This is a genomic window from Sphingomonas sp. (assembly GCF_039594485.1).
Classification (GTDB): domain Bacteria; phylum Pseudomonadota; class Alphaproteobacteria; order Sphingomonadales; family Sphingomonadaceae; genus Sphingomonas.
Genome location: NZ_JBCNNI010000003.1, coordinates 132,907 through 156,007 on the forward strand (window position 1 = coordinate 132,907; position 23,101 = coordinate 156,007).

General features: G+C 67.2%; 20 protein-coding genes. 12 read left to right on the forward strand and 8 right to left on the reverse strand.

Going from position 1 to position 23,101, the window contains the following annotated elements; translation table 11 throughout:
* Positions 1-49 precede the first annotated feature (49 nt).
* From ABDV78_RS02215 to ABDV78_RS02240, 6 genes are all read left to right on the forward strand, one after another.
* Positions 50-2,458, forward strand: a complete 2,409-nt coding sequence (locus ABDV78_RS02215) for a response regulator (protein WP_343525578.1) — start codon at positions 50-52, stop codon at positions 2,456-2,458.
* A gap of 25 nt (positions 2,459-2,483) precedes the next feature.
* Positions 2,484-2,837, forward strand: a complete 354-nt coding sequence (locus ABDV78_RS02220) for a response regulator (protein WP_343525552.1) — start codon at positions 2,484-2,486, stop codon at positions 2,835-2,837.
* Between the two features lie 91 nt (positions 2,838-2,928).
* Complete coding sequence (ilvD, locus tag ABDV78_RS02225) at positions 2,929-4,650, forward strand: dihydroxy-acid dehydratase (RefSeq protein WP_343525553.1); 1,722 nt, start codon at positions 2,929-2,931, stop codon at positions 4,648-4,650.
* Entirely contained in the window at positions 4,637-5,026 is a 390-nt protein-coding gene (locus ABDV78_RS02230; RefSeq protein WP_343525554.1) for a hypothetical protein, read from the forward strand. The genes ilvD and ABDV78_RS02230 overlap by 14 nt, the downstream gene beginning before the upstream one ends.
* On the forward strand, positions 5,023-6,402 hold the full coding sequence (locus ABDV78_RS02235) for an NAD(P)H-hydrate dehydratase (protein WP_343525555.1): 1,380 nt from the start codon (positions 5,023-5,025) through the stop codon (positions 6,400-6,402). Before ABDV78_RS02230 ends, ABDV78_RS02235 begins: the two co-directional genes overlap by 4 nt.
* 4 nt (positions 6,403-6,406) lie before the next feature.
* A complete protein-coding gene (locus tag ABDV78_RS02240) occupies positions 6,407-7,603 on the forward strand; it encodes a class I SAM-dependent RNA methyltransferase (protein WP_343525556.1) in 1,197 nt (398 codons plus the stop codon).
* Here the strand turns inward: ABDV78_RS02240 and truA are convergent.
* Positions 7,585-8,334, reverse strand: coding sequence for a tRNA pseudouridine(38-40) synthase TruA (gene truA / locus ABDV78_RS02245; RefSeq protein WP_343525557.1), 750 nt, complete (start codon positions 8,332-8,334; stop codon positions 7,585-7,587). The two genes, ABDV78_RS02240 and truA, sit on opposite strands and share 19 nt — an antisense overlap.
* The gene (fmt, locus tag ABDV78_RS02250) at positions 8,331-9,236 is read right to left on the reverse strand and encodes a methionyl-tRNA formyltransferase (RefSeq protein WP_343525558.1); all 906 of its coding nucleotides are present in this window, start codon (positions 9,234-9,236) and stop codon (positions 8,331-8,333) included. Before fmt ends, truA begins: the two co-directional genes overlap by 4 nt.
* A gap of 55 nt (positions 9,237-9,291) precedes the next feature.
* Between fmt and recR the strand changes: the two genes are divergently transcribed.
* From recR to rmuC, 3 genes are all read left to right on the forward strand, one after another.
* Positions 9,292-9,888, forward strand: coding sequence for a recombination mediator RecR (gene recR / locus ABDV78_RS02255; protein WP_343525560.1), 597 nt, complete (start codon positions 9,292-9,294; stop codon positions 9,886-9,888).
* Between the two features lie 45 nt (positions 9,889-9,933).
* On the forward strand, positions 9,934-10,458 hold the full coding sequence (def, locus tag ABDV78_RS02260; protein ID WP_343525561.1) for a peptide deformylase: 525 nt from the start codon (positions 9,934-9,936) through the stop codon (positions 10,456-10,458).
* A gap of 91 nt (positions 10,459-10,549) precedes the next feature.
* Positions 10,550-12,004, forward strand: a complete 1,455-nt coding sequence (rmuC, locus tag ABDV78_RS02265) for a DNA recombination protein RmuC (protein ID WP_343525579.1) — start codon at positions 10,550-10,552, stop codon at positions 12,002-12,004.
* Between the two features lie 66 nt (positions 12,005-12,070).
* Here the strand turns inward: rmuC and ABDV78_RS02270 are convergent, their stop codons facing one another.
* Positions 12,071-13,303: a DUF418 domain-containing protein gene (locus tag ABDV78_RS02270; RefSeq protein ID WP_343525562.1), complete on the reverse strand. Its 1,233-nt coding sequence runs from the start codon at positions 13,301-13,303 to the stop codon at positions 12,071-12,073.
* 80 nt (positions 13,304-13,383) lie between these two features.
* On the opposite strand from ABDV78_RS02270, the gene nhaA reads away from it, so the two are divergent.
* Positions 13,384-14,790: a Na+/H+ antiporter NhaA gene (nhaA, locus tag ABDV78_RS02275; RefSeq protein ID WP_343525563.1), complete on the forward strand. Its 1,407-nt coding sequence runs from the start codon at positions 13,384-13,386 to the stop codon at positions 14,788-14,790.
* On the opposite strand, the gene purL is transcribed toward nhaA, so the two are convergent.
* The 3 genes from purL to map are packed head-to-tail and all read right to left on the reverse strand — an operon-like array spanning position 14,787 to position 19,416.
* Positions 14,787-17,012: a phosphoribosylformylglycinamidine synthase subunit PurL gene (gene purL / locus ABDV78_RS02280; RefSeq protein ID WP_343525564.1), complete on the reverse strand. Its 2,226-nt coding sequence runs from the start codon at positions 17,010-17,012 to the stop codon at positions 14,787-14,789. The two genes, nhaA and purL, sit on opposite strands and share 4 nt — an antisense overlap.
* A gap of 57 nt (positions 17,013-17,069) precedes the next feature.
* Positions 17,070-18,584 (reverse strand): AarF/UbiB family protein, encoded by a 1,515-nt coding sequence (locus ABDV78_RS02285; protein ID WP_343525565.1) that lies wholly within the window; start codon positions 18,582-18,584, stop codon positions 17,070-17,072.
* A gap of 4 nt (positions 18,585-18,588) precedes the next feature.
* Complete coding sequence (gene map / locus ABDV78_RS02290) at positions 18,589-19,416, reverse strand: type I methionyl aminopeptidase (protein ID WP_343525566.1); 828 nt, start codon at positions 19,414-19,416, stop codon at positions 18,589-18,591.
* Between the two features lie 52 nt (positions 19,417-19,468).
* Here map and ABDV78_RS02295 point away from each other — a divergent pair, with 52 nt between their 5' ends.
* Complete coding sequence (locus tag ABDV78_RS02295) at positions 19,469-20,239, forward strand: molybdopterin-binding protein (RefSeq protein WP_343525567.1); 771 nt, start codon at positions 19,469-19,471, stop codon at positions 20,237-20,239.
* Positions 20,240-20,457: 218 nt separating this feature from the next.
* On the forward strand, positions 20,458-21,438 hold the full coding sequence (locus ABDV78_RS02300; RefSeq protein ID WP_343525568.1) for an SDR family NAD(P)-dependent oxidoreductase: 981 nt from the start codon (positions 20,458-20,460) through the stop codon (positions 21,436-21,438).
* A gap of 51 nt (positions 21,439-21,489) precedes the next feature.
* Here the strand turns inward: ABDV78_RS02300 and ABDV78_RS02305 are convergent, their stop codons facing one another.
* Positions 21,490-22,638 carry a transglutaminase-like cysteine peptidase gene (locus ABDV78_RS02305; protein ID WP_343525569.1) on the reverse strand — a complete coding sequence of 383 codons (1,149 nt, stop codon included), beginning with the start codon at positions 22,636-22,638 and terminating at the stop codon, positions 21,490-21,492.
* A 163-nt stretch (positions 22,639-22,801) separates the two neighbouring features.
* On the reverse strand, positions 22,802-23,026 hold the full coding sequence (locus tag ABDV78_RS02310; protein ID WP_343525570.1) for a hypothetical protein: 225 nt from the start codon (positions 23,024-23,026) through the stop codon (positions 22,802-22,804).
* Positions 23,027-23,101 lie beyond the last annotated feature (75 nt).

Genomic DNA, 23,101 nt, shown 5'->3' on the forward strand with positions numbered 1-23,101 from the left:
GCAGGAACGCGCTTGACCGCCGGGCGGTCGCCGGATGAAGAGTTTCATCATGGCGATCGCGTCCCCCGAACGTTTCTCTCCCGTCCGTGTCGCGGCCGTCCTGTCGATTGCCAGCGGCGCGATGGCGGCGGCCCTGCTGTTCCTGGCGATCCGAAGCTGGATCGTCGCGGCGGGATTCCTGGCGGCGGCGCTCATCGCGTTCGGTGTCGTGCTGACCTACCGGGCGCTCCGCCCAAGGGTTGAGCAGGCGCGGCGCACGATCGACTGGGATTTCGCCCGCGTCGTGGCCGACGCCAGCCCGGATGCGATCGCGGTGACCGATCGGGCGGGGCGGCTGGTCTGCGCCAACGACGCCTATGCCTCGCTGTTTCCGATGATGCCGACGCCGCCGGGCGTGCCACTGGACCCCACCTATGTCGAGGCGCTGGCGCAGGCCGGGCGTACCGCGTGGCGCGACGGGCTGGGCCGTGCGGACCGGATTGCGGTGATGGGGACCGAATTGTCCGTCGTGGTCACGCGGGCGGGGGACGAGGGCGACCTGCTCGTCTGGCGTTTCGCGGTGGCCGCCGAGCAGGATCTGGCCGAGATGGTCGAGCGGCTGATCGGCGGGATCCATGGCGACCGGCTGGGCAGTGCCGGGATCATGGCCGCGCTGGTCGCGCCCGATGGTCGCGTCCGGGCCGCCAACAGGGTGTTGTGCGCCCGCGCGATGGGTGGCGAAATGCGGTCGATCGTCGGCCGCGACTTCGCGACCTTCCTGGCGCACGATCAGAATGGGCAGGTCCGCTTTTCGGCGGAGGTGGCGGCCGGCTCCGGCCACGCGCTGCGTATCCTGCAAATTCCTTTTGTCGAAGGCGAGGGCGCGCCGATGCTGGTCGTCCTGCTCGATGAGGAAGAACCGCTCGTCGCACCGATCGGCACCAGCGTGGGCAGCCATGTGCGGGGCCTCGTCTCGCTCATGCCCTTCGGCATCGCGCTGGTCGATCGTGACGGGCGCTTCCTGCAGATGAATTCCGCCTTCATGCGTGCGGCGGGCGTCAACGCCTCTTCGCCGCCGCTCTACCCGGGCGATCTGGTCGTGCGCGAGGACAAGGCGGCGGTGGCCGACGCGATCCGGCGTTTCGCAAGCGGTGCGACCCATTCGGCCGATATGGCGGTCCGGCTGAAGGAGCATCCCGAGGAGCCCGTCGCCCTGACGATCGCGGGTGCGCGGGGACTGGGCGATGCCGCCGTCCTGCTCAGCCTCAAGGACAATTCGGAGGAGAGCCGCCTGAAGCGCGAAGTCGCCCAGGCGACCAAGATGCAGGCGGTCGGACAGCTCGCCGGCGGTGTCGCGCATGATTTCAACAATATCCTCACCGCGATCATCGGTCATTGCGACCTGATGCTGATGCGCCATTCACCCGGCGACAGCGACTATGACGATATCCAGCAGATCCGCACCAACTCGAACCGCGCCGCCAGCCTGACCCGGCAATTGCTCGCCTTTTCCCGTCAGCAGACACTGCGCCCGCAGATCCTGCAACTGCCCGATGTCGTGTCGGAGGTGTCGAATCTGCTCAAGCGGCTGCTGGGCGAGCGGGTGCGGCTGGACGTGACCCATGGCCGCAACCTGGGGCCGGTGCGCGCCGATCCGGGCCAGTTGGAGCAGGTGGTCGTCAATCTGGCGGTCAATGCGCGCGACGCGATCCTGGAGAATGAACCGGCGGGCGGCGGCATCCTGACCATCCAGACGCGCGCCGTGTCGATGGCCGATGCGCGGGCGATGGGGAACGACATCCTGCCCGCGGCCGACTATACCGCGCTGATCATCAGCGACAACGGCACCGGCATTCCGCCGGAAATCCTGGGCAAGATCTTCGAGCCCTTCTTCACCACGAAGGAACTGGGCAAGGGGACGGGGCTCGGCCTGTCGACCGTCTATGGGATCATCAAGCAGTCGGGCGGCTATATCTTCGCCGACTCGCCCGCCGGGGGCGGCGCGCGCTTCTCCATCTATCTGCCAGTCCATGCTGCGCCGGCCGTGCCCGCCGTCCGAACCGCCGCCGGCAAGCCCGCGCCCAAGGCGGCCACGCCCTGGGGGTCGGGGACGATCCTGCTGGTCGAGGACGAGGATATGGTCCGTGCCGTCGCCGAGCGTGCGCTGACGCGACAGGGCTATACCGTGATCGCGGCCGAAAATGGAGAAGCCGCGTTGGAGATGCTCGACCGCCACGGCAAGCCCGACCTGCTGATATCCGACGTGGTGATGCCCACCATGGATGGACCGACCATGGTCGGTCATGTCCGCAAGCGATACCCCGACCTCGCGGTGCTGTTCATGTCGGGCTATGCCGAGGAACAGTTGCGCAAGTCGATCACCCTGCCCAATGTCGGTTTCCTGCCCAAACCCTTCTCGGTCCAGCAGCTTGCCGAGGCGACGCAGGCGGCGTTGTCGCAACAAGCCGCTGGCGGATGACACAAACCATGATATGGCAGTGTCGATGACAGCAGAGCCCGTGCAGATCCTCATCGTCGAGGATGAACCCCTGATCGCCATGATGCTGGAGGACTTTCTCGACGTCCTCGACAAACAGGTCGCGGGCACCGTCGATAGTGTCGATGACGCGCTGGCCCGCGTGGCAGAGGGGGGTATCGACGCCGCGATCCTCGACGTCAACTTGCGGGGCGGCCAGAAGAGCACTCCGGTCGCCGAAGCGTTGGCGGAGCGCGGCGTGCCCTTCGTCTTTGCCACCGGCGGTTCGGACGACTCGGTGGACGAGCGGTTTCGCGATCGCCCCCGCCTGCAAAAGCCGTTCACGATGGACGGCGTGGCCAAGGCACTCAGTTCGCTCTGAACCCCGACGGAATGGCAGGGACGCCATTCCGATCTCGCGTCTGCGAAATTTGCTTGCGTCGAAGGGGCCTGTCGCGACATAGGGCTGCGCCATGACACGCCAATTCGACAAGTCCCGCCTGCCGTCCCGCCACGTTTCCGTCGGCCCGGAGCGTGCGCCGCACCGCAGCTATTATTACGCCATGGGTATCCAGGAAGAGGATATCGCCAAGCCCTTCGTCGCGCTGGCGAGCGCGGGCAACAACTCGGCACCCTGCAACACCACGCTCGATGCGCAGGCCGATGCCGCGCAGGGCGGGGTGATCCGTGGCGGCGGCATGCCGCGCCGGTTCAACACCATCACCGTCACCGACGGCATCGCCATGGGTCATCAGGGGATGAAGGCGTCGCTGGTCAGCCGCGAGGTCATCGCCGATTCGGTCGAACTGTCGGTCCGCGGCCATTGCTATGACGCGCTGGTCGGCTTTGCCGGGTGCGACAAGTCCCTGCCCGGCATGATGATGGCGATGCTGCGCCTGAACGTGCCGTCGATCTTCGTCTATGGCGGCTCGATCATGCCGGGCCGCCATCAGGACCGCGACGTGACCGTGGTCGACGTGTTCGAGGCGGTGGGCCAGCATGCGGCGGGCAATTGTCCGCTCCACGACCTGATCGCGCTGGAAAAGGTCGCTTGTCCGGGCCACGGTGCCTGTGGTGGCCAGTTCACCGCCAATACCATGGCGTGCGTGGGCGAGGCGATCGGCCTGTCGCTGCCCAACAGCAACATGATGCCCGCCCCGTTCCTGGATCGTCATGGCATTGCCGAGGCGGCGGGGGAGCAGGTGATGGAGCTTATTGCCCGCAACCTGCGCCCGCGTGACATCTGCACCCGGGAGGCGTTCGAGAATGCCGCGCGCGTCGTCGCCGCGACCGGCGGATCGACCAATGCGGGCCTTCACCTTCCCGCGATGGCGAACGAGGTCGGGATCGATTTCGATCTGTTCGACGTCGCCGAGATCTTCAAGACGACGCCCTATATCGCCGACCTCAAGCCCGGTGGCCGCTATGTCGCCAAGGACATGTATGAGGCGGGCGGCGTCTATATGCTCATGAAGACCTTGCTCGCAGGCGGCTATCTGCACGGCGATTGCATCACCGTCACCGGCAAGACGCTGGCCGAGAATATCGACGAGGTGACGTGGAACCCCGACCAGAAGGTCATCTACGATGTGAAGACGCCGCTCAGCCCGACCGGGGGCGTCGTCGGCCTGCGCGGTTCGCTGGCGCCCGAGGGCGCGATCGTGAAGGTCGCGGGGATGAAGCGCCTCCAGTTCGAGGGGACAGCGCGCGTCTTCGACTGCGAAGAGGAAGCCTTCGCCACCGTGGAGGCCCGCGGCATCACCGAGGGCACCGTCCTCGTCATCCGCTATGAAGGGCCGAAGGGCGGTCCGGGCATGCGCGAGATGCTGTCCACCACCGCCGCGCTCTATGGACAGGGGCTGGGCGAGAAGGTCGCGCTGATCACCGATGGCCGCTTCTCGGGCGGCACGCGGGGCTTCTGCATCGGGCATGTCGGGCCGGAAGCGGCCGATGGCGGTCCGATCGCACTGGTCGAGGATGGCGACACCATCCGTATCGATGCCGAGGCTGGAACGATCGACCTCGACGTGGCGGAGGATGTCCTGGCCGAGCGGCGCGCCCGCTGGGTGCCGCGCATGAACGATTATCAGTCGGGCGTGTTGTGGCGCTATGCCCAGAATGTCGGTCCCGCGCATCAAGGCGCCGTCACCCACCCCGGCGCCAAGTCCGAGCGCCATGTCTATGCGGACATCTGATCCGCTTCTCCTGACGGCGACGCTGCTGCTGGCGGGCTGCTCCGGCGGCACCGAGCAGCAGCAGGCGTCGGGAGACGGGCAGGCTGTCCAGCCGAAACAAAATCCGGGTCTGGCGATCGACTGCGCGCTGGCGGGGGCGCAGTCCTTCGCGCGTGATTGCACCGTCGAGCAGGCGGACGGCGGCGATGCGGTGATCCTGACGCTGCGTCATCCCGATGGCGGTTTTCGCCGATTGCAGGTAACGCATGATGGGCGTGGCGTGGCCGCCGCCGATGGCGCTCTGCCCGCACGGATATCGGTCGAGGGGGATCGGGAGATCGGCATCGTTGTCGGCGATGATCGATATCGCCTGCCCGCCACGATCGGTGCGAAATGATCCCGATCGAGGGGCGCCCTGTCCTGACCGCCGCGCGGATGAGGGCGGCGGAAGCGGCGGCGATGGCGGCCGGCACGCCGGAAACCGAATTGATGCGCCGTGCGGGCGAGGGGGTCGCGAAGGCGGTCGCGCGGCTGGCGGGTGGACGGGCGGTGCTGATCCTCTGCGGGCCTGGCCATAATGGCGGCGACGGCTTCGTCGCGGCGTCGGCCCTCGCGCGGCAGGGGTGCGCGGTGCGGGTGGCGGCCTTTGGTTTGCCCCGTAGTGACACGGCAAGATGGGCGCGCTCGCTCTGGCAGGGGTCGGTCGAGTCGCTCGACAGCGTGGAGCCCGCGCCGGTTCTGGTCGATGCGGCATTTGGAACCGGGCTGTCGCGCGCGCCGGACGATGGGGTCCTGTCGGCGCTTCGACGCCTGGCGGATGCGGCCTGGCTGCGGATCGCCATCGACCTGCCGAGCGGGATTGAGAGCGATCGGGGCATCCCGCTGGCCGACCATGCCGGCTGTGACGTCACGCTGGCGCTCGGTGCGCTGAAGCCCTCTCATCTGCTTCAGCCCGCGCGAGGACATATGGGCGAGGTTCGCCTGATCGAGATCGGCCTGTCGATCAACAGTGACTGGCGCGCACAGCATCGCCCGACGCTACCCATGCCCGATGCCGGGTCGCACAAATATAGCCGGGGCATGGTCGCGATCGTCGGGGGCAGCATGGCGGGGGCGTCCGAACTGGCCGCGACCGCCGCACTCCGCGCGGGGGCCGGATATGTCCTGCACCTGAGCGATGCGGCGGAGAAGGGCGGTGCCCCTCATGCCGTGGTCCGCCGGGCCTTTGATCCCAGTGCGATGGACGACGAACGGATCGGTGCGCTGGTCATCGGCCCGGGCCTGGGCCGAGACGACAAGGCGCGGGCACGGCTCGACGCGGCGCTGGACAGCGGCCGTCCGCTGGTAATCGATGGCGATGCCCTGAGCATCTCCGATGTCGCCGACCTGAACCGGACCGGCGGTACACGGATCCTGACCCCCCATGGCGGCGAGTTCGCGCATCTGTTCGGCGCATCGAGCGACGCCAAGCCCGATCGGGCCCGCCGCGCGGCCGAGGCGACCGGGGCGATCGTCGTCTTCAAGGGTGCGGATACGGTCATTGCGGCACCCGATGGGCGGACCATCTTCTGCCCGCCCGCCAGCCCCTGGCTGTCCACGGCGGGGACGGGCGATGTGCTGGCGGGGGCGATCGGCGCGATGCTGGCCGCCGGACTGGAACCGCTGGCGGCGGCTGAGGCGGGCGTGTGGCTTCATGCCGAGGCCGCGCGGCGTTGCGGGCCGGCTTTCATCGCCGATGACTTGGCAGATGCGCTTTCCGCCGTCAGAGGCTGAGGGCATGAGCGATATCATCATCCGCGTCGCCGCGCGTGGCGACGGCGTGACCGAAAATGGCCGTCACGCCGCCTTTGCCGCCCCTGGCGACACGTTGTCGACGGACGGCAGCGTCTTGCCCGGCCCGCATCACCAGACGCCGCCCTGCGGCCATTTCCCCCGCTGCGGCGGATGCCAGCTCCAGCATCTGGACGATGAGAGCTATGCGGGGTTCGTCAGCGATCGGATCGCCTCGGCGCTGGATGCGCAGGGGCTGGCCGTACCGCTTCGTCCTGCGCATCTCTCGCCACCCCACAGTCGCAGGCGCGCGACGCTCCATGCCGAGGCCAAGGGCGGGCGCGTCCAGATCGGCTTTTCGGAGGAAAAGAGCCACGCCATCGTCGACATGGCGGAGTGCCATATCCTGGACCCCGAACTGTTCGCGCTGGTCGCGCCTCTCCGTGGCCTGCTCCAGCGGCTGGGCTTCAAGCGGCGCGGCGACGTGCACCTGGCGCTGGCCGATCAGGGGGCCGATGTGCTGGTCACCGGCTTCTCGCCCGACGGGCTGGAGGCGGCGGAGACGATCATCGGCTTTTGCCAGCGACACGGCGTCGCGCGGTTCGCGGTCGATGACGGGCTGGGGCCGGAAACCCGCTGGGAGCCGGAGCCGGTCACGATGACGCTCGGCGGGGTCGCCGTGCCGCTTCCGCCAGGCGCCTTTCTCCAAGCGACGCGTGACGGTGAAGAGATGCTGGTCGCGGCGGTGCGCGAGGCGGTCGGCACGCCGCGTTTCACGGCCGACCTGTTCGCCGGGCTGGGTACGTTCGCGCTGGCGCTGCCGGGCAAGGTCTATGCGGCCGAGGGCGCGCGGGACGCCATCCTTTCCCTCAAGGCCGCGGCCAATGCGCATGGCCGCCCGGTGTTTGCCGAGCATCGCGACCTCTATCGCCGGCCGCTGACCAAGGTCGAACTGGATCGGTTCGACGCGATCGTGCTCGATCCGCCGCGAGCGGGTGCGCGCGACCAGGCAGAGGCGCTGGCCGTCGCCGATGTCGCGGCGGTCGCCTATGTCTCCTGCAACCCGTCGAGCTTTGCGCGTGATGCCCGTGAGATGGTCGATCGTGGCTGGCAGCTCGAATGGGTGCAGCCGGTGGGTCAGTTCCGCTGGTCGACCCATGTCGAACTGGCGGCGCGGTTCGTGCGTCAGCCCTCGTCTGGATAATCGGCGCGCACGAAGAACAGCCCGTCCGACGGTGCGTTGAGCCCCAGCTTGCTCCGGTCCCGCGCCGCCAGTGCCTCCGCCACGTCGTCGGACGTCCAACGGCCCATACCGACCAGCGCCAGGCACCCGACCATCGAGCGCACCTGATGGTGAAGGAAGGAGCGGGCGGCGGCACGAATGAAAATCCGGTCGCCGTTCCGCTCCACCGACAAAAGGTCGAGCGTGCGTACCGGGCTGTCCGCCTGGCAATGCGCCGACCGGAAGGTGGTGAAGTCGTGCCGCCCGACCAGCATCGCCGCACCATCGGCCATGGCATTCGCGTCCAGCATTTGCGGCACCTGCCAGGCCAGCCCGACCTCGTGGGTCAGGGGCGCGCGTCGGTTGATGATCCGGTATTCGTAGGAACGCCGGATGCACGAGAAGCGCGCATGCCAGTCGGGCGCGACTTCGACGCATTGCAGGACCGCGACGGGCGCTGGCCTCACCCGCGCATTGATCGCCTCCATCAGGCGGAAGGCACCGATGTCCTTCTCGATATCGACATGCGCGCGCATCGCCAGCCCATGGACGCCGGCATCGGTGCGCCCGGCCGCATGGACGGCGGTCCGCTCGCCGGTGACGGCATGGATCGCATCCTCCAGCGCCTGCTGCACGCTGGGTCCATGCGCCTGGCGTTGCCAGCCCATGAAGGGGCGGCCGTCATATTCGACCGTGAATGCGAAACGCGTCAAAGCCGCGTTCCCGCGGGTATCGCGAAACCCCGGAGCAGATCGTCGGCGCTCGAAACTCCGCGCCCGGCGCGCTGGACGGTGACGGGGCGCAGGGCCCCTTCGCCGCAGGCGATGCCCAGCCGATCGTCCAGCACCTCGCCTGGCTCGCCATGGCCATCGATGCATTCGGCGCTCAGCACCTTGATCCGCTCACCCAGGCACTCGAACCAGGCGCCGGGCGCGGGATTGAAGGCACGGACCTGGCGCTCCACCGCCACGGCCGTCCGGGTGAAGTCCAGCCGCGTCTCGGCCTTGTCGATCTTGGCGGCATAGGTGACGCCCTCGGCCGGTTGCGGGCGCGGGGGATAGCGGTCGGGATCGGCGAGAACCCGGACCATCAATCGGGCCCCCATCTCGGCCAGTTCGTCGGTCAGTTCGCCGGTCGTCTTGCGCGCGATCTCCGTCGAATCCTCCAGCCGGACGGGTCCGGTGTCGAGCCCGGCCTCCATCTGCATGATGCCGACCCCGGTCACCGCATCGCCCGCCAGGATCGCGCGCTGGATCGGGGCCGCACCCCGCCAGCGGGGCAGGAGCGAGCCATGCACGTTCAAGCAGCCCAGTTTCGGTGCCGCCAGCACCGGCGGCGGCAGGATCAGGCCATAGGCCGCCACCACGGCGACATCCGCCTCGAAGCCCGCGAATCGCGCCTGTTCCTCGGCCGAACGCAAGGTCGTCGGCGTCAGGACCGGGATGTCCAGCGCCTCCGCCGCCTGATGCACCGGCGAAGCGACCAGTTGCCGACCGCGCCGTCCGCCGGGGCGCGGCGGCTGGCTATAGCTGGCGACGATATCGTGTCCGGCCTCGACCAGCGCCCGGAGGACGGGAACGGCAAAGCCCGGCGTGCCCATGAAGATGATCCGCATGCCGCAAGCCTCTCTGCGCTGGCGGGAATGCGCGCAAGCCCCTATCTGTCCAGATATGGCTTCCCCCGAGATCGAGGCGCTGACCCAGGCGCTGGCGCGCATTCCCGGCCTTGGTCCACGCTCGGCGCGGCGCGCGGTCCTTCACCTGCTCAAGAAGCGCGAGGCGGCGCTGACCCCGCTTCTGTCCGCGCTGGCGGCGGTCGAGGCGCGGCTGGAAACCTGTTCGACCTGCGGCAATATCGACACCGCCAATCCTTGCGCGATCTGTTCCGATCCGCGCCGGGACGCGGGCGCGTTGTGCGTGGTCGAGGAAGTGGCCGACCTCTGGGCGCTGGAGCGCTCACGGCTCTTTCCCGGGCGCTTCCATGTGCTGGGCGGGCGCCTGTCGGCGCTGGAGGGCGTGCGGCCCGAGGACCTGGCGATCGACGCGCTGGTCCGCCGGATCGAGGGAGGCGGGATCGACGAGGTCGTGCTGGCGATGAACGCGACGCTGGAGGGGCAGACGACCGCGCACTATATCGCCGAACGGATCGAGCGGTTTCCGGTGCGGGTCACGCAATTGGCGCATGGCCTGCCCGTCGGTGGCGAACTGGATTATCTGGACGAAGGCACGCTGGCCCAGGCGTTGCGCGCGCGCCGTCCCGTGGCCTGACGCCCCGGCTTGACGGTCCGGTGGCGGCACCGTAGCGGAACCGTCATGGCCATTCTTCCTATCGTCGAAGTCCCCGACCCCCGCCTGCGTCTCGTCTCCAAGCCTGTGGAGACGGTGGATGATTCGATCCGCCAGCTCGTCGCCGAGATGATCGAGACGATGTACGACGCCCATGGCATCGGCCTGGCGGCGATCCAGGTCGGCGTCGACAAGCGCATCCTCGTCATCGATCTTCAGGAGGAGGAGGATGAGGAAGGCAAGCCGATCAGGAATCCGCACGCCTATATCAATCCCGAGATCCTGTCGGTCAGCGACGAACTGTCGACCTATAATGAAGGCTGCCTGTCGATCCCCGAGCAATATGCCGAGGTGAAGCGGCCTGCGCGCTGTCGGGTCAAGTGGCTGGACGAGAAGGGCGAGGCGCATGAGGCCGAGCTGGACGGCCTGCTCGCGACCTGCATGCAGCATGAGATCGACCATCTGAACGGCGTCCTGTTCATCGATCATGTCAGCCGGCTGAAGCGCGACATGCTGATGCGTAAGCTGAGCAAGATCCGCAAGGGCGGCTGAGGCCTCTCCAAATGCCTGTCGAATGGGCCTGTTCGGACAGGCTCGTTCGATCTATGTTCCGACCTGTCCCTCGATATGACAGGTTGTGATGATGCCCGAATTGATCGCCGTTGCGTTGCTGGCCCTGCTGCTCGGGGGGCTGGTCGGCTGGCTCGCCGCGCGACGCAAGGCCGACGGGCTTTCGGCCGAACTGGCGACCGCCAGGGCGCGCGCGGCGGAGGTCGACCCGCTGCGCACGGCACGCGAAACCGCCGAGCGTGAAAAGCAGGACGCCCTGCAGGCGCTGGCCGAACTGCGTGGGCGGGCGGCCGATCTCGACATGATCCGCGCGGCACGTGATGCCGTGGAGGCCGAGCGCAATGCGGCGCTGCGCGATCTTGCTGAACTGCGCGCCCGGGCACAGGAACGCGAGGCGGCGCACGCGCAGGCACTGGAGGCGCTGGGCAAGGCGCGCGAACAGATCAATACCCAGTTCGGCGAGGCGGCGGCGCGCGCCCTGGAGACGGCGCAGCGCCAGTTCCTGGAGCGCGCCGAGGCTCGTTTCCGCCAGTCGGAAGAGGCTTCGGGCCAGACGCTCAAAGCGCTGCTGGATCCGGTTCACCAGCGGCTGCAACGCTATGAAGAGGGCGTGCGCAAGGTCGAGGACGAACGCCGCGACGCGTTCGGCGAGTTGAAGGGCCAGATCGAGGCGATGCGGATCGGCCAGGAGCGCGTCTCGGGCGAGGCGGCCAAGCTGGTCAACGCGCTTCGCAATGCGCCCAAGGCGCGGGGGCGCTGGGGCGAGCAGCAGTTGCGCAACGTGCTGGAAAGCTGCGGCCTGTCCGAACATGCCGATTTCCAGACCGAGGTCAGCGTGGCGGACGGCGAGGGCGGTCGGCTGCGCCCCGATGCGATTGTTCGCGTTCCGGGCGGCAAGGCGCTGGTCATCGACGCCAAGGTCTCGCTCAACGATTATCAGGATGCGTTCGGCGCGGTGGACGAGGTGGAGCGACTGGCCGGGCTTTCGCGCCACGCCGCCGCGATGCGCGCGCATGTCAACGGGCTGGGCAACAAGAGCTATTGGAACCAGTTCGAGGATGCGCCCGACTATGTAATCATGTTCGTGCCGGGCGAGCATTTCCTGTCGGCGGCACTGGAGCATGATCCGACCCTGTGGGACTTCGCCTTCGACAAGCGGGTGCTGCTGGCGACGCCGACCAACCTGATCGCGATCGCGCGGACCGTGGCGGCGGTGTGGCGGCAGGAGAAGCTGGCGCAGGAAGCGCGGCAGATCGGCGCGCTGGGCAAGGAGCTTTACGCGCGCCTCGCGGTCATGGGCGGGCATGTGTCGAAGCTGGGAAAGAATCTCGATACCGCGATGACGGCCTACAACGCCTTTGTCGGCAGTCTGGAAAGCCAGGTGCTGACCAGCGCCCGCCGGTTCGAGGCACTTAATATCGACACTGGCGGCAAGAGCATCGAGTCGCCGCCCCTCGGCGAACAGGCGGTGCGGCCGCTTACCAAGCTGATCCCCGTCGCCGAATTGACCGACGCGGGCGAGGAGTAAGAATCCGAGGGGGACTCGCGGAGCGGCGCTTGCCCGGCACGGTGCGCCAGGTGCGTGGTTGGTGCGCTATGCCAGTCTGGCGCGTGCGACGGTCCGCCAGAGTCGCTCCAGCGGCCCCTGTCCGAAATGCGCGATACAGGGTTTCGACCAGGTCAGCATCAATGCCCATAGCGGCGGCACCATCAGATAGAGCGTCGCGCGATCCCAGCGGGCGAACTGTCCTAAACCATGGCCATAGAAGAGGAAGGTCATGATGAGGCTGGTCGCGATATAGTTGGTGAAGGCCATTCGGCCGGCGGCGGCGATACGTCCGGTCCACCAGTCTTCGGGACGGATGAGCAGGATGATCAGCGCGGCATAGCCGATGGTCCCGATCAGGCGGAACGGTGCGGCCAGGAACAATTCGCTCAGGGTGACCGCGCGAACGTCATAGCCGCTGGCCATGATCCCGGCCGACAGCAGCGCATAACCCGCGAAGGACAGGGCGAGCCCGCCAATGGCCCAGCGGCGATAAAGACGTCGCGGCCAGCCGCCGGTCAGAAAGCCCGATTTGAACGCCGCCATGCCCAGCAGCATCGCTCCCAGCGTCTCGGGACCGATCATGAGGAGATCCCAGAGCGGATTGCCGTTATGCGCAAGCCGAAACGCTGTCGCCATTTCCCATGATCCGCGCATGGCGGTGATCTCCGGCGTCAGGACCGCGACACCGGGCGTTCCGAATGCCGCTTGATAGGCGTTCCAGAGCGCCTGATCCCGCGGCGTGGCGCGCGCCGCCGATGCGAGCAGTCCAAAACATTCCAGCCAGCCCTGCGCCATCGCGACGCCGGTGACGATGATCGCACTGATTACCAAATGGCGTGGCGTGAGCCCGACAAAGGCGAGGGCCACCACGCCGACCAGCGCGTAATGTGCCAATATGTCACCCGTCCAGATAAAGCTCAGGTGGATCAGGCCCAGGACGAACAGCACCCCCATCCGGCGGAGATGCAGTGCGGCGCCATTGCCGCCCGCCGCGTCGGCGCGTTGCAGGACCAGAAGCATCGACGCCCCGAACAATAGCGAGAACAGGCCGCGCATCCGTCCGTCGATCAGAACCTCGGTGGCGATCCAGGCGGCGATGTCGACCGGACGATGTGCGCCCCACGCCATGGGGTTGGAATAGGCCGGGGCGGGCAGGGCGAACCCCGGCATATTCGCCAGCAGGATCGCCATTACCGCCACCCCGCGCAAGACGTCCATGGTCAGCAGCCGACCGCGCGTCGTGATCGCGCCGGCGGAAAAAAGGGGGCTTTCGTTCAAGTCATGCTCCACGGATCGAACCCGATTACCCCTTGGCGCCTTCGATGCAACCGGCCATCCTCGCGAAGCATTGCTAGGCGATGGGATTGTCACCTCGTCTGACCGGCCGCGTCACGGCCCGCGCGCATAACTCGCCTTCGGCCTCGGCCTTTCTTCGCAAGGTGGAGCCTTTTTTCGCGGGAAACGAAGTGACCGGTGGCCCGCTGCTGCTCGCGACGCTGTTGGCGCTGGTGCTGACCAACAGTCCGGCACGCGACATGTTCGAGGACTTCTGGGACAGCCCGCTCCGCATCGCTTTCGGCGTTCGCCAAGTCTCGCATAGCCTGGCCGAATGGATCGACCATGGGTTATTGCCGCTGTTCTTTGTCATCATCGGCGCGGATGTGAAGCGGGAACTGGTTGGCGGATCCCTGTCGCAGTGGCGTAGCGCGGCGTTCCCGCTGGTCGGCGCGATTGGCGGGATGCTGGTGCCGATCGGGCTGTACCTGGCGGTCACGGCCGGAACGCCGGCGACAGCGGGCTGGGGCACGGTCATTACCACCGACACGGCGTTCGGTCTCGCGCTGATCGCCCTGTTCGCGACGCGCTTGCCCATGGGGGTGCGGGCGTTGATGCTGGCCTTTGCGGCGGTGGACGATGTCGGGGGGCTGCTCGTCATCGCCTTCGCCTATAGCGATGCGATCGACCCTCGCGGGCTGATCACGGCGGCGTTTGCGCTGGCGGGGATCATCGGATTGCGGCGGGTCGGCTGGGTTTCGTCGGTTCCCTATGTCCTGCTGGCGCTGCTCCTATGGGGTGGCGTGCTCGAATCGGGAATCCACGCGACGATCGCGGGGGTGTTGATCGGGCTGACCGTCCCGGTCGCGCCCCGGCTGGCCCAGGGACAATTCGCGCAGCGTGTGCAGCGGCGGGTGGATGACTTCCAGCGCGCCCATGGCGCCGCCGAGCGCGCGGCGGATGGTGAAGAGGGGCAGGCGCTACGCGAACGCGCCGAGGAACGGCTGGGCTATCTGCACGAGATGGCGGCGGCGACGACGGTTGCGAGCAGCCGGTTGATCGAGGTGCTGACGCCCTGGGTCAATTATGTGGTGTTGCCGCTCTTCGCGCTGTCGAATGTGCGCATCCATGTCTCCGCCGATCTGATGGGCATGATCGGAAGCCCGCTGGTGACCGGCGTGATCCTGGGCCTGGTGGTGGGCAAGCCGTTGGGATTTCTTGGCTTTACCTGGGCGGCCAGCGCTTTGGGGCTGGCCCGGCGGCCCGATCAGGTAAGCTGGCCGATGGTCGTCGGGGTCGGGGCGCTCGCCGGGATCGGCTTCACGATTTCACTGTTCATCGCCGGTCTGGCGTTCGGCGACAGCGAGATGCGCGAGGCGGCGTCCTTGGGGATCCTGGTCGCCTCGGTGCTGGCCGCCGCCGCCGGCTATGCCGTGCTGCACCTCTGCGCGGAGCCCCGGCACCAGGCCGAGGCTCCGACCACGACTTAGGCGAGGGCGGCGTCTGCACCCATCAGCGTGGGGAAGAAGCCTTCATGCGCGCGGCGCAGATCGTCGAGGGCCACGACGAAATCGCCGTCCTCACGCTCGAAGATCAGGCGGGTGCCCGCAGTGCGGCCGATCCGCTCCACCTCGACCCCGGCCTGATGCGCGTTGGCGAGGAAGTCGATCAGCGCGGTATCCTCGACGGTGGCGACATACAGGCCCTGATCCTCCGCGAAAAGCTGGCGGCATGCCTCGCCGCTCTCCGGGAACTGGATCAGCGCACCGATATTGCCCGCCAGCGCCATTTCGGCGACCGTCACGGCCAAGCCGCCGTCCGACACGTCATGGACCGCCGTCAGATGTCCAGCGGTGATCGCGTCGCGCACCAGGTCGCCGGTCCGACGCTCGGCGTCGAGATCGATCGACGGGGGTGGCCCGGCCTCACGGCCTTCGATGCCATGCACTTCGCGAAGCCACAGCGACTGGCCGATCTCGCCCTTGGGCGTGCCGATCAGGACGATGACATCGCCGGTGCCCTTGAAGGCGATCGTCGCCGACTTGGACCAGTCGGCGAGCAGGCCGACGCCGCCGATCGCCGGGGTCGGCAGGATCGCCGAGCCGCCGCCGGTCGCCTTCGACTCGTTGTAGAGCGAGACGTTGCCCGACACGATCGGATAGTCGAGCGCGCGGCACGCCTGGCTCATGCCGTCCAGGCAGCCGACGATCTGGCCCATGATCTCGGGCCGCTGCGGATTGGCGAAGTTGAGGCAGTTGGTGATGGCGAGCGGCTTGGCACCGACCGCGGTGATGTTGCGCCACGTCTCGACCACCGCCTGCATCCCGCCCGTCACCGGGTCGGCATAGCAATAGCGCGGAGTGCAGTCGGTGCTCATCGCGAGCCCCTTTTGCGTGCCATGGACGCGGACCACGGCGGCGTCGCCACCGGGACGCTGCACCGTGTCGCCGCCGACCATGTGGTCATACTGTTCCCAGATCCACCGGCGCGAGGCGATGTCGGGCGAGCCCATCAGCTTGAGCAGGTCCGCCGCGGGGTCCTTGCAGCCAGGCGAGGCGATCGCGGCAGGCACCTCGGTCGGGACATGCGGACGGTCGTAGAGCGGCGCGTCATCGGCCAGCGGGGCGAGCGGGATGTCGCAGACGACCTCGCCCTTGTGGCGCAGGACCATGCGGCCGGTCTCGGTCACATGGCCAATGACCGCGAAGTCGAGTTCCCATTTGCGGAAAATGGCTTCGGCGAAATCCTCGCGGCCGGGTTTCAGAACCATGAGCATCCGCTCCTGGCTTTCCGACAGCATCATTTCATACGCCGTCATGCCCTCTTCGCGCTGGGGCACATCGTCCATGATCAGTTCGATGCCGACGCCGCCCTTGGACGCCATCTCGACAGAGGAGGATGTCAGGCCGGCCGCGCCCATGTCCTGGATCGCGACGATCGCATCCGAGGCCATGAGTTCCAGGCACGCCTCGATCAGCAGCTTCTCGGTGAAGGGATCGCCCACCTGCACGGTCGGCCGCTTGGCGTCCGCGTCCTCGCCGAAATCGGCCGAGGCCATGGTCGCCCCGTGGATGCCGTCGCGCCCGGTCTTCGAGCCGACATAGACGATCGGATTGCCGACGCCCGAGGCGGCCGAATAGAAGATCTTGTCCTGATCAGCGACGCCGACCGTCATCGCGTTGACGAGGATGTTGCCGTCATAGGCCGGGTGGAAATTCACCTCGCCGCCGACGGTCGGCACGCCGACGCAGTTGCCGTAACCGCCGATGCCGTGCACCACGCCCGAGATCAGGTGGCGCATCTTGGGATGATCCGGCCGCCCGAAACGCAGCGCGTTGAGGTTCGCGACCGGCCGCGCGCCCATGGTGAACACATCGCGCAGGATGCCGCCGACACCCGTCGCCGCGCCCTGATAGGGCTCTATATAGGATGGGTGGTTATGGCTCTCCATCTTGAAGATGGCGGCCTGGCCGTCGCCGATGTCGATGACGCCGGCATTCTCACCCGGACCGCAAATCACCTGAGGCCCTTCAGTGGGCAGCTTCTTCAGGTGGATGCGGCTGGACTTGTAGCTGCAATGCTCCGACCACATGACCGAGAAGATGCCGAGCTCCACGAGATTGGGCTCGCGGCCGAGCGCGTTCAGGACGCGCTGATATTCATCTTCGGACAGGCCGTGGTCGGCGACGATCTGGGGCGTGATCTCGGTCATGGCCCGCGCCTTTAGCGAGGTGTCGCGGGTTCGTCACTATCGCTCTTCGCGAAGAGGCTAACCCAGTCGCATCGCCACCGCGATCGCCACGCCGGACAATGCCAGCGCGCCCGCGATCCAGCCCGCGCCGAGGCGGATCGCGTCCTCGATTCCGGTGGTCGACAGAGACGGGGGCTCGCTTTCGAGCTTTCGCGTCGTCGCGCGGATCAACCGGGGCAGGTCATCCCCCAGCCGATCGAGTTCCAGCGCCAGGGCCGCTGCGCGCCGGGTCCATCGCTCTGGCGACAGCCTGGCCTCGATGATTCGCGTGCTCGCCCGGCGAAGCGCGCCGGACAGTTCGAAATCGGGTTGGATCCCGCTCAGCACGCCGTCGATGGTGATCAGGGCCTTGAACAGCAGGAGCATGTCGGGTTGCAGGACGATCCGCTCTTCCCGCAGCACGGGAAAGATGTCGCCCAGGATCGCCGCCAGCCGGAGCGTTCCACCACCATGTCGCGCGACCAGCCGATCGGCCACGGCCTGGAAGCGATCGGGTGGGATATCATCGGTTTGCGACCAATATTTCATCGTCTCCGCGAGCAATGTCGGATCGCTGTTGGCGATCGACTGGGTGAAGGCGATCACCTCCTCGCGCCGACGCGGACTGACATGGCCGATCAGCCCCAGGTCGAGCATCGCGATGCGGTTGCCCGGCAGGCAGAGCAGGTTGCCGGGATGCGGATCACCATGGAAACGCCCGTTGATGAGCGTCATCTCCAACACGATGTCCGCGCCGATCGAGGCGATGGCGGCGGGATCGATTCCCGCCTGGCGAAGAAGCGCCGCATTGCGGGGCGGGACGCCGTCGATGAAGTCCATCACCAGCAGCGTCTCGGATGTATGGGCCCAGTGGATGGTCGGCACGACGACGCGGCGGTCGTCGGCGAAATCCTCGCGGAGCCGGTCGGCGTTGCGGCCTTCGTTGGTGAAGTCCAGCTCTTCCAATATGTCGCGGCCGAGTTCGCGGACCATCCGCGCCGCGCCATAGCGACGGGCCTCGGCATTGGTCGCCTCGACCATCGCCGCCAGTTGCGTCAGCAGCCGGAGATCGGCCTCCATCAGTGGGCGAATGCCCGGGCGGCGAATCTTGAGCGCCACCTCGGTTCCATCGTGAAGCACCGCACGGTGGACCTGTGCGATCGACGCGGCGGCCAGGGGCTCTGGATCGAAGCGGGCGAAGGCGCTTTCGGGGGGCTCGCCCAGCGCGGCCTCGACCTGGGCGCGAAGCTGCTCGAACGGCAGGCGCGGTGCGGCGCTGTGCAGGCGTTCGAACTCGGCGATCCATTCCGGCGGCAGGAGATCGGCCCGCGTCGCCAATATCTGGCCGAGCTTGACCCAGACCGGCCCCAGCGCCTCCATCGCCTGCCGCGTGCGGGCGGGCAGGTCGAAAGGCAGGGCATCTGGATCGCGCCGCGCGGGATCGAGCCCCAGCCGCGCAAGCAGCACGTCGACGCCGAAACGCGATGCGGTGGCGATCACCTCGGCCAGTCGGGCGCGATCGCGCGCCGCCACCCGGATCGCGTCGAGCAGCATCGGGTCAGCTATACGGTGGCTGGGTATAGCCTGCCGGGCTCAGCGTGAAAATCTCGCAGCCCTCGTCCGTGATGCCGATCGAATGCTCGAACTGCGCCGACAGCGACCGGTCGCGCGTCACCGCCGTCCAGCCATCGTCGAGCAGCTTCACATCGGGGCGACCGATATTGATCATCGGCTCGATCGTGAAGATCATGCCGGGTTTCAACTCGGGGCCGGTGCCCGGGCGGCCGACATGGACGACCTCCGGCGCGTCGTGGAACAACAGCCCGAGGCCATGGCCGCAGAAATCCCGGACCACGCCGTAACGGTGCTTTTCGGCATGACGCTGAATGGCATGGGCGACATCGCCCATATGATTGCCGGGCTTGGCCTGCTCGATGCCCAGCATCAGGCATTCATAGGTGACCTCGACCAGCTTGCGCGCCTTCAGGGGCACGTCGCCGATCAGGTACATGCGGCTGGTGTCGCCATGCCAGCCATCGACGATCGGGGTCACGTCGACATTGACGATATCACCCGACTTCAGCGTCTTTTCCGACGGGATGCCGTGGCAGACGACATGGTTGATCGAGATGCAGGTCGAATGTGTATAGCCGCGATAGCCCAGCGTAGCGGGTACACCGCCGCGTTCCAGGATGAACTGGTGGATCAGCCGGTCGATCTCGGCGGTGGAGACGCCCGGCACCATATGCGGGACAAGCATGTCGAGCGTCTCGGCCGCGAGGCGGCCTGCCTTGTGCATCCCGTCGAAAGCCTCGCGGCCCCACAGCTTGATCGCGCCGGTTCGGCCTTGCGGCGCGTCGGCGGAAACGGTCACATAATCGGTCATGACGGGCGATATAGCGTGGCGCGGCGGTTTTTGCGAGGCTATGTCCCGCACCATGGAATCTGCCTCTTCCCCCGAGCGTGTCTGGACCGCGGCTTTGATCGTGATCGGCGACGAAATCCTTTCGGGGCGCACCCAGGATCGCAATGTCGCGCAGCTTGCCACCTGGCTGAATGTCCAGGGAATCAGGCTGGCCGAGGTGCGGGTCGTCGCCGATCGGACCGACGCGATCGGGGAGGCGGTCAACGCGTTGCGCGTCCGCAACGATTATCTGTTCACGACCGGTGGGATCGGTCCGACCCATGACGACATCACGGTCGATGCCATCGCCGAGGCGCTGGGCGTTCCGGTGATCGAGCATGAGGAAGCGCGCGCGATACTGGAGCGCTATTATGTCGATCGGGGCGGCCTGACGGTGGCGCGCGCGCGGATGACGCGAACGCCACAGGGGGCGTCGCTCATCCCCAATCGCGTGTCCGGCGCGCCGGGCATCCGAATCGGGAATATCTTCATCATGGCGGGGGTGCCCCATATCACGGCGGGCATGCTCGATGCGCTGACCGGCACGCTGGAGGGCGGTCGTCCGGTCGTGTCGCGCACCATCGGCTGCTGGGTCGGCGAAAGCGAGGTTGCCGAGCTGCTGAGGTCCGCAGAGAAGGCGCATGATGGTGTCGCGATCGGCAGCTACCCCTTTTTCCGCGAGGGGCGCACGGGCGCCAATTTCGTGATTCGCAGTCCCGATCCGGTCCTGGCGGATACCTGCCTGCGCCACCTGACCGCCGAACTGGAGGCGGCGGGGCACCGCGTCATATCCGACGGCATCTGACCGACCATCCAGTTTTGGGGCAGGGTGCCGGTTTTCGGACTTGTCGGACAGGGGGCGGGAGCGGCACTGCAAGCCTGTTGGGGGCATCGCAGCGATGCGAATGTCCAGATGGCTGACAGGGTGGGGGCTCGCCATATGTGGATTGCTGTGATTGCAACAAGGGATCGGGGTGCTGCGGATCGGGTGAGGGCGGCGCGTTCCGCGGTGGGGCGTTGACCGTGACCGATCGTCCCATTCTCGTGACCGGCGCGGCCGGGTTCGTCGGCCACGCCACCGCGCATCGCCTGCTGGAACGGGGAGAGACGGTGATCGGCGTCGACATCGTCAACGACTATTATGATCCCTCGCTGAAAGAGGCGCGGCTGGCCACCTTCCAGGGCAAGGACAAATTCACCTTCCATCGCATGGACATCGCCGATGCGGAGGCGATCCGCGCACTGGTTGCCGATCGCGGCATCACGCGGGTCGTCCATCTGGCCGCACAGGCGGGCGTGCGATACAGCATCGACAACCCGTTCGCCTATGAACGCTCCAACCTGGCCGGGCATCTGTCGATCATGGAGGCATGTCGGCACCAGCCGGCGTTCGAGCATCTCGTCTATGCGTCGTCCAGCTCGGTCTATGGCGACAAGCCGATGGGGGGAGCGGGTTTCAGCGAGGACGAACCGTCCGTCTCGCCGGTTTCGCTCTATGCCGCGACCAAGCGCGCCTGCGAGTTGATGAGCCAGTCCTATGCGACGCTCTATGGCTTTCCCCAGACGGGCCTTCGCTTTTTTACCGTCTATGGCCCCTGGGGGCGGCCCGACATGGCCTATTTCTCGTTCACCCGGAAGATCCTGGCGGGCGAACCGATCGAGGTATACGGCCAGGGGAAGATGGCGCGCGACTTCACCTATATCGACGATATCGTCGATGGGATCCTCGGCGCGCTCGATCACCCGCCCGAACGCGGCGGTCACCGGGTGCTGAACATCGGCGACAGCCACCCGGTCGGCCTGATGGACATGATCTCGACGTTGGAGAAGGCGATCGGGCGTGAGGCGGTGAAGATCATGAAGCCGATGCAACCGGGCGACGTCACCGCCACCTATGCCGATGTGTCGAAGCTGCACGCGCTGACCGGCTATGACCCCAAGGTTCGTCTGGACGAGGGGCTTGGGCGTTTCGCGCGGTGGTACAAAGGCTATTACGGCGAGTGATCGAACGAGGCCGGGTGGTCGTCTGTCGACCGCCCGGCTGTCCGGTTACCGTCAGACCGTGTCTTGCCGCCGGGGGGCATACCAGAGCATCGGGTCGTTCATCGACTGGACGCTGATCCAGCTATAGTCGACCTGCGACCAGCCCGTCACATAGGGCGAGCGTCCGTCGAGAACCACATCCTCCTTCTCCGTGCGCGCGATCAGGACAGTATGCAGGCCGGAGGCGCGCGAATAGACCACCGCGAACGCCAGCCGGTCCGAGGGGAAGCCCGCCGCGACCAGTTCGGCACGCTTTTCGATCGCCACGTCCTCGCAATCGCCGACTGCGCCATCGCCGACGCCGCTGCGCCGCCACAGCTCGCCGACGCCATAGATTTCGGCATCGGAGCGCTGGCGGACTCGGCCGTTCACATGCCGATTCACCTTCTTGAGCAAGGTCTTCAACGCGGCGTCCGACAGCGTGGTCGGCACCTCCGCCGCCGCGCGGGCGGGTGGGGGTGGTTCGGGCAAGGTGAACGCGCAAAGCTGCGTCGAGACGGACGCCAACATGCTGGCGATGGCGCTTGGAGCGCAGGGACCGGGGCTGCCCCATAGCGACGCATGCGCCAGTGTGGGCGGTGAGCGGCCCGCGGCCGGCGCAAGGTCGAAGCTTTCGTCGCGCCGCCATGCGATCGCCGGTATCAGGGCAGGCGGATCGAACCCCTGCCAGGGGGAGGGGACGCCGATCGGCGTGGTGGTGGCGGTTGAACAGTCGAGCCGTGGCGTTGGTTCGATGTCGCCTGCAGGAATCACCAGATGGGGCGCAAGGTCCAGGCGGCGATCCCAGGGCGTGCTCATGCAGCCGGAAGGATGCGACGCCGTCGAAAGCGCGGCGGTGGAGGGGGTGCTCGACACCAGAGCATCACGCTTGACGATGGCCGCAATCGGATTGCCGCCGGGCAGAGGCTCGGCCGTCCGTTCGCTCAGGCCTGCGGTGACCATCGTGGCGCTGGCGACGACGGGGCGGGTCGGCGAGCAGAAGCCGGGCTCGACCCCGCTTTCGCACATCTCGACAAAGCCGCGCGGCGCTGCCGTTGCCTGACCCGGCTGGATGAAACCCCCGGGCGCGCTCCTGGCTTCTGCACCCGTGGCGCTCAGCGTCGTCACCGCCAAGGCAAGCAGCGCGGATTGCGTGGTCGCTCGCGCTGATAAAGAAACCATGCCGATCTCCTCGAAATCGAGGAAGACCGTGCTGGATCAGCCGTTGCAGGCAGGTTCAGGGGATAGGTTTACGCGCCATTGACCATTTTCAGGGGCAAGGCACGAGGCCGCTCATGAAATGCCGGCCCCGGCGACGCGCCGGGCGGTTCGCCGGTTCGTCAGGTCAATCGAGGAGCGCGACCAGTATCGCGGCGACCGGCACCCAGCAAAGGACGCCCAGGCCCACCAGGGCGGCCAGCTTGGCGGGGCTGATCGTGCGGGAACTGCCGATTCTTCCCCGGCGCATGGCTTTGCCATCGTCGAGATCGGCGGCCACGATTCGCTGCGGCTGAAAGGACACCGGCTGGGCGGTGGAGGCCGTTGTAACGGTGTCCTGAACGTCGGGCATCGCGGTAACCTTGCTCTGTGGTTTGCGGCTTATGTAACGAATAAGCTTTCCAGGCCGTTAAGGCACCCTGACAAA